The organism is Adhaeribacter terrigena, from assembly GCF_016623615.1.
Lineage (GTDB): Bacteria > Bacteroidota > Bacteroidia > Cytophagales > Hymenobacteraceae > Adhaeribacter_A > Adhaeribacter_A terrigena.
Genome location: NZ_JAEHFX010000009.1, coordinates 56,303 through 72,866, shown reverse-complemented (window position 1 = coordinate 72,866; position 16,564 = coordinate 56,303). Strand labels below are relative to the sequence as shown.

The 16,564-nt window shown below is 46.2% G+C and carries 15 protein-coding genes; 6 read left to right on the top strand and 9 right to left on the bottom strand.

The window, feature by feature from the left end:
* Positions 1–4: 4 nt before the first annotated feature.
* From I5M27_RS15675 to I5M27_RS15650, 6 genes are all read right to left on the bottom strand, one after another.
* Positions 5–1,060, bottom strand: coding sequence for a T9SS type A sorting domain-containing protein (locus tag I5M27_RS15675; protein WP_200507278.1), 1,056 nt, complete (start codon positions 1,058–1,060; stop codon positions 5–7).
* 128 nt (positions 1,061–1,188) lie between these two features.
* Entirely contained in the window at positions 1,189–2,973 is a 1,785-nt protein-coding gene (locus I5M27_RS15670) for an acyl-CoA dehydrogenase family protein (protein WP_200507277.1), read from the bottom strand.
* A 23-nt stretch (positions 2,974–2,996) separates the two neighbouring features.
* A complete protein-coding gene (locus I5M27_RS15665; protein ID WP_200507276.1) occupies positions 2,997–4,175 on the bottom strand; it encodes a thiolase family protein in 1,179 nt (392 codons plus the stop codon).
* A 117-nt stretch (positions 4,176–4,292) separates the two neighbouring features.
* A complete protein-coding gene (locus I5M27_RS15660; RefSeq protein WP_200507275.1) occupies positions 4,293–6,695 on the bottom strand; it encodes a 3-hydroxyacyl-CoA dehydrogenase/enoyl-CoA hydratase family protein in 2,403 nt (800 codons plus the stop codon).
* Between the two features lie 258 nt (positions 6,696–6,953).
* Positions 6,954–7,388 carry a MarR family winged helix-turn-helix transcriptional regulator gene (locus I5M27_RS15655; protein ID WP_200507274.1) on the bottom strand — a complete coding sequence of 145 codons (435 nt, stop codon included), beginning with the start codon at positions 7,386–7,388 and terminating at the stop codon, positions 6,954–6,956.
* Between the two features lie 255 nt (positions 7,389–7,643).
* Positions 7,644–9,404: an AMP-dependent synthetase/ligase gene (locus tag I5M27_RS15650; protein ID WP_200507273.1), complete on the bottom strand. Its 1,761-nt coding sequence runs from the start codon at positions 9,402–9,404 to the stop codon at positions 7,644–7,646.
* Positions 9,405–9,556: 152 nt separating this feature from the next.
* Here I5M27_RS15650 and I5M27_RS15645 point away from each other — a divergent pair, with 152 nt between their 5' ends.
* The 6 genes from I5M27_RS15645 (at position 9,557) to I5M27_RS15620 (ending at position 15,238) form a co-directional block, all read left to right on the top strand.
* Positions 9,557–10,711 (top strand): formimidoylglutamase, encoded by a 1,155-nt coding sequence (locus I5M27_RS15645; protein WP_200507272.1) that lies wholly within the window; start codon positions 9,557–9,559, stop codon positions 10,709–10,711.
* An 87-nt stretch (positions 10,712–10,798) separates the two neighbouring features.
* On the top strand, positions 10,799–11,521 hold the full coding sequence (locus tag I5M27_RS15640) for a PASTA domain-containing protein (RefSeq protein ID WP_200507271.1): 723 nt from the start codon (positions 10,799–10,801) through the stop codon (positions 11,519–11,521).
* A gap of 128 nt (positions 11,522–11,649) precedes the next feature.
* Positions 11,650–11,898 carry a cytochrome b5 domain-containing protein gene (locus I5M27_RS15635; RefSeq protein WP_200507270.1) on the top strand — a complete coding sequence of 83 codons (249 nt, stop codon included), beginning with the start codon at positions 11,650–11,652 and terminating at the stop codon, positions 11,896–11,898.
* Positions 11,899–12,007: 109 nt separating this feature from the next.
* On the top strand, positions 12,008–12,844 hold the full coding sequence (locus tag I5M27_RS15630; RefSeq protein ID WP_200507269.1) for a BadF/BadG/BcrA/BcrD ATPase family protein: 837 nt from the start codon (positions 12,008–12,010) through the stop codon (positions 12,842–12,844).
* 196 nt (positions 12,845–13,040) lie between these two features.
* Positions 13,041–13,844 (top strand): N-acetylmuramic acid 6-phosphate etherase, encoded by an 804-nt coding sequence (murQ, locus tag I5M27_RS15625; protein ID WP_200507268.1) that lies wholly within the window; start codon positions 13,041–13,043, stop codon positions 13,842–13,844.
* A gap of 827 nt (positions 13,845–14,671) precedes the next feature.
* Positions 14,672–15,238: a hypothetical protein gene (locus tag I5M27_RS15620; RefSeq protein WP_200507267.1), complete on the top strand. Its 567-nt coding sequence runs from the start codon at positions 14,672–14,674 to the stop codon at positions 15,236–15,238.
* Positions 15,239–15,396: 158 nt separating this feature from the next.
* On the opposite strand, the gene I5M27_RS15615 is transcribed toward I5M27_RS15620, so the two are convergent.
* From I5M27_RS15615 to I5M27_RS15605, 3 genes are all read right to left on the bottom strand, one after another.
* Complete coding sequence (locus I5M27_RS15615; RefSeq protein WP_200507266.1) at positions 15,397–15,615, bottom strand: hypothetical protein; 219 nt, start codon at positions 15,613–15,615, stop codon at positions 15,397–15,399.
* A gap of 180 nt (positions 15,616–15,795) precedes the next feature.
* Positions 15,796–16,107: a hypothetical protein gene (locus I5M27_RS15610; protein WP_200507265.1), complete on the bottom strand. Its 312-nt coding sequence runs from the start codon at positions 16,105–16,107 to the stop codon at positions 15,796–15,798.
* 294 nt (positions 16,108–16,401) lie between these two features.
* A complete protein-coding gene (locus I5M27_RS15605) occupies positions 16,402–16,560 on the bottom strand; it encodes a hypothetical protein (RefSeq protein ID WP_234462554.1) in 159 nt (52 codons plus the stop codon).
* Positions 16,561–16,564 lie beyond the last annotated feature (4 nt).

Sequence of the window (16,564 nt, the reverse complement as noted above, 5' to 3'; positions counted from 1 at the left end):
AAATTTATTGTACCAGCAGCTTTTTTACGGCTACCTGATCAGCAGTTTTTAAGCGTACAAGATAAACACCTTTCGGCAGATTCCTTACATCGAATTTATGGGAATAATTGCCGGGCGCCCGGGTTCCTTCCTCTCTGAGTAGCATATCTTTTCCCAGAGCATCGGTTACAGTCAAACTTGTTTCAGAAAGTGTGTTTAAATGGTATTGGATGGTAACTTCTGAAGTGGCCGGGTTGGGGAAGGTTTGGAGAAGAGCATTTGCAATTTGCTCTTCGCGTCTTCCGGTTATATTCGCTTGCAGGTAGTACCCGGAAAAAAATTCGCCCAATAGCGCTTCTGCCTTCGTAAAACAAACTAATGGCTGATGAAAACCAGGTGCATACCATTTATATTCCGTAGTTTTTGAATGTCCAAATAAGGGCCCACAGGTATCAGGTTTCAATTGCCTGATAGTTTTGACCAGAACAGCAGAATTGAATGTACCAAGTGGCGTTATTAACGTACCATAGCCCACCGTTTCAAAAGTAAAATAGTTAATTGCCGTGCACACATTATTGTAGTAGCCAGGCACTTTGTATGAAAAACTATCAGTATAAGTAGTGGTGGTAGTTACCGGAAATCGCATTTCATCGTAAGGAATATCATATTCCCATTTAGAAGTATCGTAAGGAGTAATTGATACAGCACCCAGGTTTGTAATCCGGTTTCCTGCATTTTGCAAATATTCATACCTTCCTCCTTTTTTCTCAACCATCGTTGCAGCCGGAAATGCGTTTGAAAAAGGTGCTGTATTCCGGTTCAAAACACTTATAGTATAGCTATTTGCCGGCGTAAAAGCACTGTAATTCCAGGTCTGATTTGGTCCGACCACGGGCGAGCTAAAAAACATATAAGAATAAGAAGATTGAGGGAAAGGCGGCTCATTAAACTGAGCCATTAAATATTGCTCTCCAGCCTGCTTAGCAAGATCTACCGCCGTAAGCGTTGGTTGTGCTTTCAATCTTCCGGAGAAATTCAGACAGAAAAGCGCTATCAAAAACGGCAGTAAAAGTCTTTTCATAGAAGCAGATTCAGGTGTGAAAAAGTAAATTTATAACATTCTACTTACTAAACAACTAAGCTCCAAAACAAAAAGCCGGCTGCTTTCACAAACCGGCTTTCCTATTTTAAACCCAAAGACTTTTTTACTTAAAAAGCATAGCGATTTTCGCTGATCAGTTTAGCCGCAACTCTTCTTCTTGCTTCTTTAGCGTTGAATAATTCCGACGTTTTGGTGAAGCGCTTCAGGCCAATGAACAGCATTTTCTGCTCGTCGCCTTCCGCCATGGCACCGATGGCTTCTTTGCCGGCCAGGTAGGTGGTATTGATGGCTTCTTCCAGGTACACGCGCAGCATGTCCATTTGTAACGCCGCCGCTTCTTCGCCCTGATTCTGAACCAGTTTTTCCACCCGTAGCAATAGCGATTCGGCTACATAGGTTTTAATGGCCATGTCAGCAATATTCATGAGCACTTCCTGTTCTTTGGCCAGGCTCATCATGAACTTTTGCACCGCCGTGCCAGCCGTCATCAGGATCGCTTTTTTCAGGTTTTTAATGACTTTTTTCTCCTGAGAGAATAGCGTTTCTTCTTCGTCGCCGAAATCCGGAATGCTCATCAGTTCGTCTTGAACGGCTTTGGCCGGACTCATCAGATCGAGTTCGCCTTTCATGGCTCGTTTCAGCAACATATCCACGGTGAGCATGCGGTTAATTTCGTTCGTACCTTCAAAAATGCGGTTGATGCGCGAATCTCGGTAAGCGCGGTCCATCGGGTAATCGGCCGAAAAACCGTAACCACCGTAGATCTGCACGCCTTCGTCGGTTACGTAATCGAGCACTTCAGAACCTTCCACTTTCAGAATAGCGGCTTCCACGGCAAACTCTTTGGCCGCACCCAATAATGCTTCGTTGTAGCCTTGTCCGGCCGCTTTCAGTTCTTCTTCTTTTAAGAAAATATCGTTGCCGCAACGGTACAGGGCCGATTCCAGGGCATAAATTTTAATAGCCTGCTCGGCCAGTTTATGCCGGATGGCACCGAATTTCGCGATCGGAATTTTGAACTGAATGCGTTCGTTGGCATACTGCACCGAAAGGTTCGACACTTTTTTGGCCGCGCCTAAGGTTGCTGCTGCCAGTTTAATCCGGCCCAGGTTCAGAATGTTGAAAGCAATCAAGTGCCCCTTGCCAATTTCGCCCAGCACATTTTCTTTCGGCACTTTGCAATCGGTTAAAAACACCTGCCGGGTAGACGAACCTTTAATGCCCATTTTATGCTCTTCCGGTCCTAAACTTAAACCCGGCGTGCCTTTCTCTACAATGAAGCCGGTAAATTTATCGCCGTTTACCTGCGCAAAAACGATGAACACGTCGGCAAAACCCGCGTTCGTTATCCACATTTTCTGGCCGTTCAGCACGTAATGATCGCCTTCCAGTACCGCTTTGGTTTTGGCCGCCAGCGCATCTGATCCAGATTCCGGCTCGGTTAAGCAGTAAGAAGCCATCCATTCGCCGGAAGCTAATTTCGGCAGGTATTTCAGTTTTTGTTCCTTGTTCCCGAAGTACAAAATTGGCAAGGTTCCAATGCCGGTATGTGCCGCAAATGCCACCGGAAACGAATGTCCGCCACCGGCTGCTTCGGTTACCAGCAGCGAGGTATTGAAATCCTTATCGAAGCCGCCGTATTCTTCCGGAATGGAAATGCCGAATAAACCCAGCTCACCGGCTTTTTTCATCAGGCTTTCCATCAGGCCTTCCTCGTGGTTATCGAGGCGGTCCAACACCGGGGTAACTTCCGAATCTACGAACTGATGGGTGGTTTCCGCCATCATTTTCTGTTCTTCGTTGAAATCTTCCGGGGTAAAAATATCGGCAGCCTGGGTTTCCTTGATCAGGAATTCGCCACCTTTTAGAATCTTTTTATCTGTAGTTTCCATGGTAGTATCTTAAAAACTAATAACTATTTCAATAATTCGTAAATCCCCGCTACGCCTTGTCCGCCGCCAACGCAGGCCGTAACCATCCCGTACTTTTTATTTCTTCTGCGAAGTTCTGAGAAAAGCTGAACTGATAATTTGGAACCGGAGCAGCCCAGCGGGTGACCTAAAGCAATGGCCCCACCGTTTACATTCACTTTTTCCGGATCGATGTTTAATTCCCGCATCACGGCTATAGATTGAGAAGCAAACGCTTCGTTCAGTTCAATCAGGTCCAGATCTTCGAGTTTCATGCCGGCCATTTTCAGCGCTTTCGGAATAGCTTTTACCGGCCCCATGCCCATAATTCGCGGATCAATTCCTTCGGTAGTATACGTTACCATCCGGGCAATCGGCTCCAGGTTCAGTTCCTTGATCATGCGTTCCGACATAACCAAAACAAACGAAGCCCCATCGGAGGTTTGGGAGGAATTTCCCGCCGTAACGCTACCGTTTTGAGCAAAAACCGGCTTCAGTTTGCTAAGTTTCTCTACTGATGTATCAGCTCTTGGGCCCTCGTCGGTATCAACCACGTAGCTGCGGGTTTTCTTTTTACCAGCTTCATTGAGGTAGGTTTCCTCCACATTTATCGGTACGATCTGATCTTTGAAATACCCGTTCTGAATGGCGTTGATAGCTTTCTGGTGGGAATTATAGGCAAACTGATCCTGATCTTCACGGCTGATATTGTAATCTTTCGCTACCGCTTCGGCGGTTAAACCCATGCCTAGATAATACTCCGGATGCTTTACCGAAATATTGTAATTCGGCACGGTTTTCCAGCCTACGGTTGGTACCAGAGACATCGATTCGGTGCCACCAGCAATAATACAATCGGCCATACCCGCCGTAATTTTAGCTACCGCCATGGAAATGGTTTCGATGCCGGAGCCGCAATACCTGTTCACGGTCTGCCCGGAAACGTTGATTGGCAGCGACAATAAGGAGATCATCCGGCCAATTTGTAAGCCCTGCTCCGCTTCCGGAACAGCGTTGCCTACGATCAGATCATCTACCCGGGCGGGGTCTAAAGAAGGTACCGAAGCGAGCAAATGTTTGATCACATCGGCAGCCAGGTCATCGGGGCGGGTAAACCGGAAACCACCGCGGGTTGCTTTGCCAACGGCCGTCCGAAATCCGGTAACGATATATGCTTGGTTCATTTTTCTTAATTGTTAATTGTTGATTGCTGCTTGTTAATTGGGGTTTGAGTTTTTTGATCGAAAACCCTAGCGTTTTTTAATCATTTAACAAGACAGCCATTTAACCATTTAATTTTATTAATTCCGGAGCGGTTTGCCAGTCGTCAGAATGCTTTGAATGCGTTCCAGCGTTTTGCGTTCGCCGGTCAGCGACAGGAAAGCTTCGCGTTCCAGGTCCAACAGGTATTGCTCGGAAACTTCGGTTGGAGCTGAGAGGTCACCGCCGCACATGATGTAAGCCAGTTTTTCGGTGATCTTTTTATCGTGCTGCGAAATGTAACCGCCTTCGTACATGGCGTGGGCGCCGGTCAGGAACATGCCTAAACCGCTTTTGCCTTCCACTTTAATGTTGGTTTTCTGCGTTGGCTTGGTGTAACCGGTTTCAGCTAAACGTATAGCAGCCGCTTTGGCATCGGCGATCAAACGGTTCTGATTGATCGAGATTTCGTCGCCGGGGCGCAGGTAATTCATGTCACGGGCTTCGTGCGCAGAAGTGGCAACTTTGGCCATACCGATGTTCATGAAAGCGTTGCGCAAACGGTTCAGTTCCGGGTCGCCTTCTTCAAAAGCGGCTGCGGTGCGCAAGGTCATTTCTTTGGTACCGCCACCGGCCGGAATTAAGCCTACGCCAAATTCAACTAAGCCAATGTAGGTTTCGGCGGCGGCTTGGACGTGATCGGCGTGGAGGGTGATTTCGCAGCCGCCGCCCAGCGTTAAACCGTGCGGCGCCACTACAACCGGAATAGCCGAATAACGCACCCGCATCATGGTATTCTGGAACTGTTTGATCATGAGGTTTATCTCATCGTATTCCTGTTCCAGCGCGTTCATGTACAGCAAAGCCAGGTTCGCGCCGGCGGAGAAATTCGGAGCATTGTTACCAATAACCAATCCACGGAAATCTTTCTCGGCCAAGTCAATGGCTTTGTGAATGCCCTGCACCACTTCGGAGCCCATGGTATTCATTTTGGTGTGGAATTCCAGGTTCAGAATGCCGTCGCCGATGTCGTGCAGCGTAGCGCCTTTGTTTTTCCAGACCACGTTGTTGCTGCGGTAATTGTCCAGAATAATGAAGTTCTCGGTACCCGGAATTTGCTTGTAGGTTTTTGAAGGAATGTCGTAATACAGGCGTTTTCCGGCTTCACTTTTATAGAAGGTTTCAGCGCCGTTTTGCAGCATTTCGGAAACCCAGGCGGCTGGCTTGTAACCGGCTTTTTCCATGTTGGCTACGGTTTCTTTTACGCCTAAAGCATCCCAGACTTCGAACGGACCAAGATCCCAGCCGAAGCCGGCTTTCATGGCATCGTCGATCCTGTAAAGTTCGTCGGAGATCTCTGGTATGCGGTTCGAGGAATATTGGAACAAACCGTAGGAAGTTTCGCGGAAAAAGTCAGCCGCTTTGTCGGACGCGGAAGCGAAGGCTTTTAAACGGGCACGCAGGTCTTCGATCGGCTTGATGGTTTCCATACTCTGGAATTTCACCTTGTTCTTCGGACCGTATTCCAGCGTATTCAGGTCTAAGGTCAGAATTTCGGTAGCACCGCTTTCAGTTTTGGTTTTCTTGTAGAAGCCCTGTTTCGATTTATCGCCGAGCCAGTTATTTTCTACCATTTTCTGAATGTAACCCGGCAGCTGAAACAGGTCGCGGCTTTCGTCTTTTTCGCCGGTCTGGTATAACCCTTGGGCAACTTTCGCCAACGTATCCAAACCAACTACATCTAAAGTTCTAAACGTAGCCGATTTCGGGCGACCAATGGCCGGACCGGTAATGCGATCAATTTCATCTACGTTCAGGCCGAGTTTGTTCATTACCTGTAAACCCTGCATGATGGCGTAAATGCCCACGCGGTTCGCAATAAAAGCCGGCGTATCTTTTGCCAACACCGTGGTTTTGCCTAAATACAGATCGCCGTAGTGCATTAAGAATTTTACCACTTCCGGATCAGTTTTCGGAGTAGGAATAATTTCCAGCAGTTTTAAATAGCGCGGCGGGTTGAAAAAGTGCGTGCCGCAGAAATGCTTTTGAAAATCTTCGGAACGGCCTTCAAGCATGAAATGGATCGGAATGCCGGAGGTGTTGGAAGTGATGAGTGTTCCCGGTTTCCGGAATTCTTCTACCTGCGCAAAAACCTGCTGCTTAATTTTCAGGTTTTCTACCACCACCTCAATGATCCAGTCGGCGGTGGCAATGTCCTTCATGTTGTCGGTGAAGTTGCCGGTGGTAATGCGTTTGGCGAAGTCCTTTTTGTACAGCGGCGCCGGATTGGAAGCAATGGCGGTTTGCAACGCGGTATTCACAATGCGGTTGCGCACCTGCGGGTTTTCTAAAGCCAGGCCTTTCGCCTGTTCTTCGGGTGAGAGTTCGTTGGGGGCAATGTCTAAGAGCAGCACCTGCACGCCGATGTTGGCAAAATGCGCCGCGATCCGCGAACCCATTACGCCGGAGCCGAGCACCGCTACTTTGTTGATGTTTCTTTTCATTGGTAAGATTTTAGTATCTGGATGTTAGATATTAGACTCTTTTATTTTCTTGAATGCGAGCATGATGAAAGGTGGGAATACTTCTAACTGTTTCTGAAGCTTTTGGTTTTAAGGGCAAAAGCCTACCATTTTTTCACATACTGCCATCCTGAACGTGAGCGAAGGAAGACAGGGAAAGAAGACGCTCCCACGATTTTTCGCTTTACCTCATTTTCACATTTCCTTAACAGCACCTTTTCACATTAAACCGTTAACACATTAATAAACGCTTTTGCTTTCGATCAGGCCGTTGATGCGGCTTATCACGCTGAAAAAACTATCGAGGTCTTCCTGCGGAATGGTTTCGCGCACTTTTTGATTGAATTTCCGTACCGTTTGCCGCGACACTTCTTTCTTTTTCAGGCCCAGTTCGGTAAGCATTATTCTTACGGAACGTTTATCTTTTTCGTCGGCCATTTTATAGATCAGGCCTTTTTCTTCCATGCTTTTTAAAATGCGCGTTAAACTGCGCGCTTCCAGACCCAGTAACGGCGCAATTTTAGTAGCCGGCGTTCCTTCCGTAGAATCGATATTGAGCAGCACAAACCCGATGGAAGTAGTAATATCGTGTTGCGCGGCCTGCACGTTGTACATGCGGGAAATGGCGTGCCAACATACTTTTATATTATAATCTACGGTTTCTTCTGGTTTCATAGTAATCGTAAAGGTTAGCGTCTATAGGTTAAACCAAATATAACGAAATTTATTATGCTTGCATACTAAATTTTTAAAAATATTTTTCCGCCTGAATCAGGATCCGCCAGGTTTAGGGATTAAAGGATGTTCAAAATTAGAATCCGTTAATCCTTGGATCCAATAAATCCTAATGCTGACAAAAAATCCCTAAACCTGGCGGATCCAAATCCCGACAAACAAAAAACCCGGCGCACAGAGCGGCCGGGTTTTGCGTTACGAATACATACCGTTTATCTGGGCTTCGTAATTCTTGCTGATCACTTTGCGTTTCACTTTCAGCGACGGGGTAAGCTCCCCGCTTTCAATGGTCCAGGGATTCAGCACCAGTTCAAATTTCTTGATCTGCTCGTATTGCGCAAAACCTTCGTTGAAACCGGCAATTTCCTTTTTAAATTTCTCGATTACTTCCGGTTTGCGGATCATTTCAGCATCGGAAGTATATGGTATATTGTGAATTTTGCACCAGTCTTCCAGGCCGGCATAAGAAGGCACGATGAGCGCAGCCGGAAACTTCTGGCCTTCGCCTACCACCATGGCCTGCTCTATTACCAGACTTTCTTTCAGCTTGTTTTCGATCTGCTGCGGGGCCACGTATTTTCCGCCCGAAGTCTTGAACATTTCTTTTTTGCGGTCGGTGATCTTCAGATATTTTCCTTCTTCCAGGTGGCCGATATCGCCGGTATGGAACCACCCATCGGCATCTATCACTTCGGCTGTCAATTCTGGTTTCTTGTAATAGCCTTTCATTACGCCCGGCCCGCGGGTCAGGATCTCGCCATCGGCGGCAATTTTCACTTCCACACCATCAATCGGCGGACCAACCGTTCCGATCACGTTATTTTCCGGCTCGTGGCGGTTTACAGCAATTACGGGACTGGTTTCAGTTAATCCGTAACCTTCCATAACCCGGATATTGGCCGACCAGAAAACCCGGGCCAGACGCGGTTGCAAAGCGGCGCCGCCGGATACAATGGCAATTACGTTTCCGCCCAGTGCTTCGCGCCATTTATTAAAGATGAGCTTATTAGCCAAAGCAAGTTGCATGTTGTAAAAGAAGCCCTGGTCTTTGCGGGTATCGTATTTCAGGCCCAGTTCCAACGCCCAGAAAAAGAGCTTGCGTTTTATCCCTTCCAGTTCCAGGCCTTTGGCTACGATCTTGTCGTATACTTTTTCGAGCAAACGGGGCACAGTAGTAAATACGTGCGGCTTTACTTCTTTCAGGTTATCGGCAATGGTTTCCATGCCTTCGGCGTAGTAAATAGAAACCCCGAAACCCATGTATAAATACAGCAGCATGCGCTCGTAGATGTGGCAAAGCGGCAAAAAACTCAGGGCCCGGTGATTTTCGTTTACGGGTACGTAGGGGCCGGCACCTTTCACGTTGCTGACAATATTGTTGTGCGTAAGCATTACGCCTTTGGGGTTACCAGTGGTGCCGGACGTATAAATGATCGTTAACAGGTCATCGGGGGTGATAGCGGCTTTCAGCGGTTCCAGTTGTTTTGGATCTTCGCCTTCGGCCAGCTTTAAAAGTTCGGTCCAGCATCTGGCGCCGTGCACCTCATCGAACGTATAAATTTCCTGAATGCCGGAAATATTGGAGGTAGCAGCCATTACTTTATTATACAAGCTACGGTCCGAAACGAAAATAACTTTTACTTCGGCATCGTTGAAAATGTAGCGGTAATCTTCTTCGGTAATGGTAGGATACATGGGCACGCCCACGGCCCCGATCTGCTGAATGCCATAATCTGCAAAAACCCATTCCGGCCGGTTCATGGAAACGATAGCGACTTTATCGCCTTTTTTAACCCCGAGTTTGAGCAAACCCAAACTCACCTGGTTGGCTTTATCAATGGTATCCTGGGTGCTGTATTTCTGCCATTCACCGTCAATTTTAGCGGCCATGCAATCGGGCTGCGGGTATTTTTTTTGCTGGTAGGTCAGAATATCGAAGGCGCGGGTAAAATCCATGGGAAGTTTGATTTAGCGTTGGGCTCTTTCTTTTCTTAAATAAAGCGATTTCCGGCGAATAAAACCAAATTAACGCCGTTTTTTCTGCCTTACGGCTAAAACGGGCATTCCGGTTTAAATTTCTTAATTTTGAAGCTGGCACCAGTAAGATTATGAATTTAGGAATCCTGTTCGAAGCGTTACCCGAGGAGTTTGAAAAATTTGCGGCCCAAGACCTGAAAAGCGTGGCGGCGCATACCGATGCTTTTCACTATAAATTCCCCGACTGGCAGGAAGCCGACATTGCCATTTTTGGCGTGCTGGATAACCGAGGCAAAACGGTATCAGTTTCGGACGAAAATCCGGCCAATGCCATTCGCCGCCGCTTTTACAGCCTGAAAAAAGGCACCGGCCGCTACCGCATTGCCGATCTGGGAAACCTGCGCCCGGGCATTACGCTGGAAGAAACGCATTTCCGGATAAGAGAAGTGGTAGAAACGCTGGTAGCCAACCATACTATTCCGGTAATTTTAGGCAGCAGCCACGACCTTGATTACGGGCAGTTTTTGGCCTACGAAAGCTGGGGCCGGCCGGTAAACCTGGTAACTGTAGACAGCGCTTTGGATATGACCGAAGATGCTGCAGCGCCTGAAAACCGGCAACATCTGCATAAAATTTTAATGCACGAACCCAATTACCTTTTCAGTTTTAGCCAACTCGCACACCAGAGTTATTTAACGGAGCCGGAAATGATGAATGTGCTGGAAAAACTGCATTTCGAAACGATCCGGATTGGTGAAGTGCACAAAGACATTACCAGAACCGAGCCGCTTATCCGCCACGCCGACCTACTGAGTTTCGACGTTTCGGCCATTAAATTTCAGGAAATGCCGGGATACGCGCCAGCCAATCCGTTTGGTTTAAGCGGCGAAGAAGCTTGCCAACTGACCTGGTACGGAGGGCAAAACGACCAGCTTACGTCTTTCGGGCTTTACGAATATGAGCCGGCTTACGACCCGCAGCGCCAGGGCGCTTTTCTGCTGGCTACCATGGTGTGGTATTTTATAGAAGGCTTTTACCAGCGCAAAAACGAACTCGATTTTACGGGCAAAAAATTCACGAAGTACGTGGTGGCCTTCCACGATAATCCGAATAAAATGGCGTTCTACAAAAGCAACCTGAGCGACAAATGGTGGATGGAAGTTGAAAACCTGACGTCCGAAAAAGACAACCACATTGTGCCCTGCACTTACGAAGATTATCTGTTGGCTACGAACGGCGAAGTGCCAAACCGCTGGATTCTGACGCAAAGCCGGATGGGGTTTTAGAATGTTGAATGAGTGAATTAGAGAATAAATAATGTTGATGCCGGATAATTTTCAAATTTCCACACCTTCAAATTTTCAAATTGCAGAATGAAATTTTACCGCATACTTTTTATCCTGTTTTCCCTACCATTTTTTGCTGCTGAAGTTAGCGCGCAGGTTGAGATTCCGTGCCGGTATCCGTTGCAGGTTTCGGCCGATTCTTTGGTGAATTTTGTAAAGAAAGATTTTGAATGGCGCACCGGAAAACCTACGCAGATCGAGTCGGAAGACTGGAAAATGTATTTCTACGACAACACCCGCGGCATTGATTTTACAACGGCTTACAACCAGGCGCAGGCTTTTTTACTTGGCAAACTGGGCCGCTATGTTTACTGCAAGTACACCGACCTGATGCTGAGCAGCTTCGAAATAAACCCGGCCAACAGCAACGAATTTCACCTCACCTATTTCCTGCAATTGCCCAACCTCGAAAATCCGCACCAAACCGGTTACATGCGCTTCAATTACGAGGTTGTTCCGCTTAAATTCACGTTTAGTTTACAGCCCGATAATTCACTGAAAACCACCTTCCCGACCAACGTGCCGGAATGCAACGGCAAGCCTGATTGCGGGTTTATTATTACCAAAGAAAAGGCGCTGCAAATTGCGCGTGCCAACAACGTGATCACCAACCATGTAGATTATTTCATCGAAACCGACGGCCGCGACTGGATCATCAGCACTTCGCCGAATGGCGGCCAGACCGTAAATGTAAACCGCATTAACCTGCAAACCGGGCAGCTTTCGGAGAAACAGGTTTTTAAGAAATGATTGAATGGTTAAATGGCTGAATTGTTGATTGTTAATTATTGGATGGGTATATAATTTGAAAGAAAAATTTCCTGTTCCTATCCTCATTCAACCATTTAATCATTCACAAACTTAATAATTAAGAATTTTTGGAAACCGAATACCTGCATTTACCGGAATACACCAAAAACCAACTCGCGCTCCGCAATGGTCAGGACCGCGATGAGATCTGGGTGGGCTACAAAGGCATTATCTACGACGTAAAAAAATCGAGACTCTGGAGCCGCGGCAACCACTACGAACACTGGGCTGGCCAGGACTTAACCGAAGAACTGAAAGACGCCCCGCATACCGATTACGTTTTCGATAAATTTGAAGCGATCGGCAGAATAAAATAACTTAAATGGTTGCATGGTTAAATTGCTGAATGGTTGAAAAACGCTATGGTTTTCAACTTAAAAAGTAAAACAACAATTTAGCCCTCGAACAATTAAACAATTAAACGAAATGATCTTAATTGCCGACAGTGGCGCTACCAAAACCGACTGGTGTCTGCTTGATAAAAAAGGTACGGAAACAAGCATTAAAACGCAGGGTATAAGTCCGCATTACCAAACTTCAGAAGAAATTGCGGCAACCGTAAAAGCGGAATTATTACCGCAATTAGGGGAAGTTATCCCGGCTGAAATTTTCTTTTACGGCACCGGCTGCAGCTCCGATAAGAGCAAGGCAATTGTAACAAAAGGGCTGCGCGAAGCTTTCCCGGAAACTGAGATTGCGGTAGACCATGATTTGATCGCGGCAGCGCGGGCGCTTTGCGGGCGCGAAGAAGGCATTGCCTGCATTCTGGGCACGGGTTCCAATTCCTGCCATTTCAAAGACGGAAAGATTGCCTACAACGTACCTAACCTCGGTTTCATTTTAGGCGATGAAGGCAGCGGCGGTTATTTGGGCAAACGTCTGATTCAGGCATTTTTAAACCTGGAACTACCTGGCCAACTGCACGAAAAATTCAAAGGTGCTTATAATTTAAGCCACGAAGAAATTATTCATACCGTTTACACCAAACCGTTCCCGAACCGCTACCTGGCCACCTTTGCCAAATTCCTGGGCGAGAACCGCGAAGATCCTTTCCTGGCTAAACTCATTCACACGGGCATCAACGATTTCTTTTTGAAGAATATTACCCGCTATCAGGACCATCAAAAACTGCCGGTGCACTTTTTGGGCTCCATTGCCTACCATTTTAACGCCGAGTTAAAAGCCATCGCTGCCAGCCATAACGTAAGCATCGGCCGGATCATTAAAACCCCTATGGAAGGTTTGATCGCGTATCATACCTGAGTTTTGAATAAGTAAATGATTGAATGGTGGAATTGAAGAATGATTGAATGAAAGAAGAGCTTCAAATATCAGCCTAAAGTTTTCCTTTAACACATATGCAAATCATCGCATTACCAAATTTACCGAATTCAATCATTCACTCATTTAATCATTCAAAAATTAACACATCAGCACATTAAATAATTAGCACATTAAAATGTCCACTACCGAAACGGCTTCGCATTACGATCACCTCGAAAAAATGTCGGTGCATGAATTGCTGACCAATATCAATAACGAAGATAAAACGGTACCCCTGGCAGTAGAAAAAGCTATTCCGCAGATCGAAAAATTAGTGGAAGTGATTGTAAAGAAACTCGGCGACGGCGGGCATTTGTTTTACATCGGTGCAGGCACCAGCGGGCGTCTGGGAATTGTAGATGCGTCGGAATGTCCGCCAACGTATGGTGTGCCTTTTGACCTGATACAAGGCATAATTGCCGGTGGCGACGGCGCGATCCGCAAAGCCGTAGAATTTGCCGAAGACGACTTCGAACAAGCCTGGAAAGATCTGCAAAAAGCCGGCATTACCGAAAAAGATGTGGTGGTAGGCATTGCCGCTTCCGGGCGCACGCCGTACGTAATTGGCGGCTTACAGGCTTGCAACGAACGCGGCATTGCTACCGGTTGCGTGGTGTGCAACGCCAATTCCAAAGTTGCTGAAACGGCGCAATTTCCGGTGGAAGTAATTACCGGCCCTGAGTTTGTAACCGGCAGCACCCGCATGAAAGCCGGCACTGCCCAGAAACTGGTTCTGAACATGCTTACTACCAGCACCATGATAAAACTGGGCCGGGTAAAAGGCAATAAAATGGTGGATATGCAACTCAGCAACCTGAAACTGGTAGACCGCGGCGCGAGAATGCTCATGGAAGAGCTGCAGATCTCGCACGAAGATGCTTCGGCACTGCTGGAAAAACACGGCAACGTACGTGCAGCCATCGAGGCATTTAAAAACTGAGTTTGACCCCACCTAATAGCTACATCAGGAACGAACATTTTATCTGCATAATTATCGGCAACTGAAGTTGAACACGATTTTCAGGATTTAAAGATTGCCAGGATTACTGTCTGAATTGGGATTTGTCGGATTAAGGGATTAAAGGATTCAAAAATTCTGAGTACTTCCCTCAAACGCGCCAGCGGAGTACGATCAACGAAAGCGATGAAGAGTAAGCATAATTTGCGCTTACGGCAACAAATTCTGCCGCTTGCCAAAGCAGAGAAGCTTACTATCCAGGCACTGTTCAGTTCGCTACGAAAAAGGAAAGTATCACGGTGGCCATTTGTCAAAGCGTTGTTTGAGCCGTCAGCGCCTGTCCCGCAGGCTTGCGGGAAGTTTGCACTTGCTCCCGAAATGCTTCGGGACTTGCCGCTTGACTTTCGTTGGTTCTTTTTGTATCAAGTGGAACATCCCGAACCCTTTCGGGGACAAAAAGAACACAGAAGTGAGCTATGAAACAGCTTTAGCCTTTAATAAAAGGAACAAAGCCAGCTATGAAAAACGGTATCGTTTCAGGCTTCAAAAGTCAGTTGAAAATGAAAGTACCAACTGTAATAGATCTCTCCTATCGTCGGGATGACAAAAATAAACGGTATTCTTTAAAGCTTAAAAACTACTGAAAGCCAACGAATCCTTGCTGAGCTACACCTGTAAGTTCACGTTGCCTCTAACCCACCTGGAAGGAAACAAACCAGCAAAACGATAAACCAGAAAATGCTTCTTTCAAAAACCAATCTCATTAAAAAACAGTAAGCAAAAAACTACAAAAACCACCCTCCTTCTGCATGCACACCATTGAGCCTTTTTATAACTGGATCGAAATTTATTCTGCTTCCGAAGACCCGCGTTCACCGCTTTTCGAAACTGAAAACGACCTGAATAATTATACCCACGATATTTACGGTTATTACATCCATCCGCAGTGGGATCCGATCGGTTCGGAAACCCTGTTTATCAAGATCCTGTTTGCTGATTACGACGAGGGCTTTGCTATAATTGAATTTATTGGCGAATGGAACGATGCGCTGCACAACGATATCATGCACCTGAAACGCAACATCATCGATCCGTTAATTCAGGAAGGCATTAAATATTTTATCCTGATCGGGGAAAACGTTTTCAACTTTCATGGCTCCGACGACAGCTATTACGAAGAGTGGTTTGAAGATGTGGAAGAAGGCTGGATCGCAGCCATTAATTTCCAGGAATTTGTATTGCGCGAAATGCAGCATTTCAACCTCGATTCTTACGTAAATTTTGGCGGCAGCCTGGAAGAAATTCCGTGGCGGACCTTAGACCCGCGCCAGCTTTACCAGCGCGTAGATAAGCTTATTCAAAAAAGATTGATCTGATCAAAAACGTAATTGTACCGAATTAAAAACCAGGCAAAAACGGTAGGCTTTGCAGGATAAAAACTGTTTTTAAAATACTAGCCCGAACACATTAAAAGTACGGGCACAAAAAAAGGCACCGTAAACGGCGCCTTTTTTCTAACAAAACATTACAATAATTATTGCGCGTTTTCAATGCTGTCAGCTTTCACTTCGCCGGCATCTTCTACTGCGTCAGCACCAGCTTCGTTGCCAGCATCTTCCATAGCATCAGACTGTGCTTCTGCACCTTCTTCTACTTGCTCAGCCTGCTGCTCAGCGGCATTTTCTTGTTTAGAATCGCAAGATGCAAACGTGAACATACCAGCGGCAAGGGCTAAGAACAATACTTTTTTCATCGGGGTAATGTGTTTAAGGTGAAATATTTGTATTCTGAATGCGCGCCAAACGAATTTGCCGCCAACATTCGTGGTTTATACAGGTTTCTGAAAAAGGTAACCCGTAATAAAAAAATAAAAGGGCTTCTTTAACCGGAAGCCCTTTTATCTGTTATTTAAAGCACCAGCTTTTTACTCGGATTACTGAGCAGTTGTAGTGCCGGTTGTACCTGAAGTAGTACCAGTAGTGGTAGTACCAGTTGTAGTTGTACCTGTTGTACCAGTTGTGGTAGTACCAGTAGTAGTAGTGCCTTCAGTACCGGTTGTAGTTGTACCTTCAGTACCGGTAGTAGTAGTACCAGTAGTGTCAGTAGTAATGGTTTCGTCAGTACCCATATCTTCGGTTACTGTTGTTTCTTCAGTTGTAGTTGTAGTTTCTTCAGTTTTTTTAGACTCGCAAGAAGCGAAAGCAAACATACCGGCAACGGCTACAAGAGATAATACTTTTTTCATTTTTTTGATTTAGTTTAATTGTTAACTTTTCTTTTTTTTAAAACTGCTTTATCCGCTTCCTGAACTCAGCAAGCCTGAAAAAAAAATCGGCGGACGAGGATTAATACTGCAACCCGCTTTAGGTAACCCGGCGTTTCAGAAAAAAAATAAAAATTTTTCTCAGTGCTGTTTCACGCTTATTTTAACTAAAAAGCAAACCATTCTCCAATAAAAAAAAGCCCCGAATTGCTTCGGGGCTTTTTTGTGCCAAAACCAGCCAAGCGCCGGTTTCTAATGGCTTTTACTAAACTGAAATTACTTAACTACAGTAGTGTCAGTAGTAGTAGTTGTAGTAGCAGTAGTGTCTACCGTTACAGCAGCTGTATCAACAGTTACTTCTTCTGTTGGAGCTACTTCAGTAGTGGTAGTAGTTTCTTCTACTTTCTTAGACTCGCAAGAAACGAAAGCGAACATACCA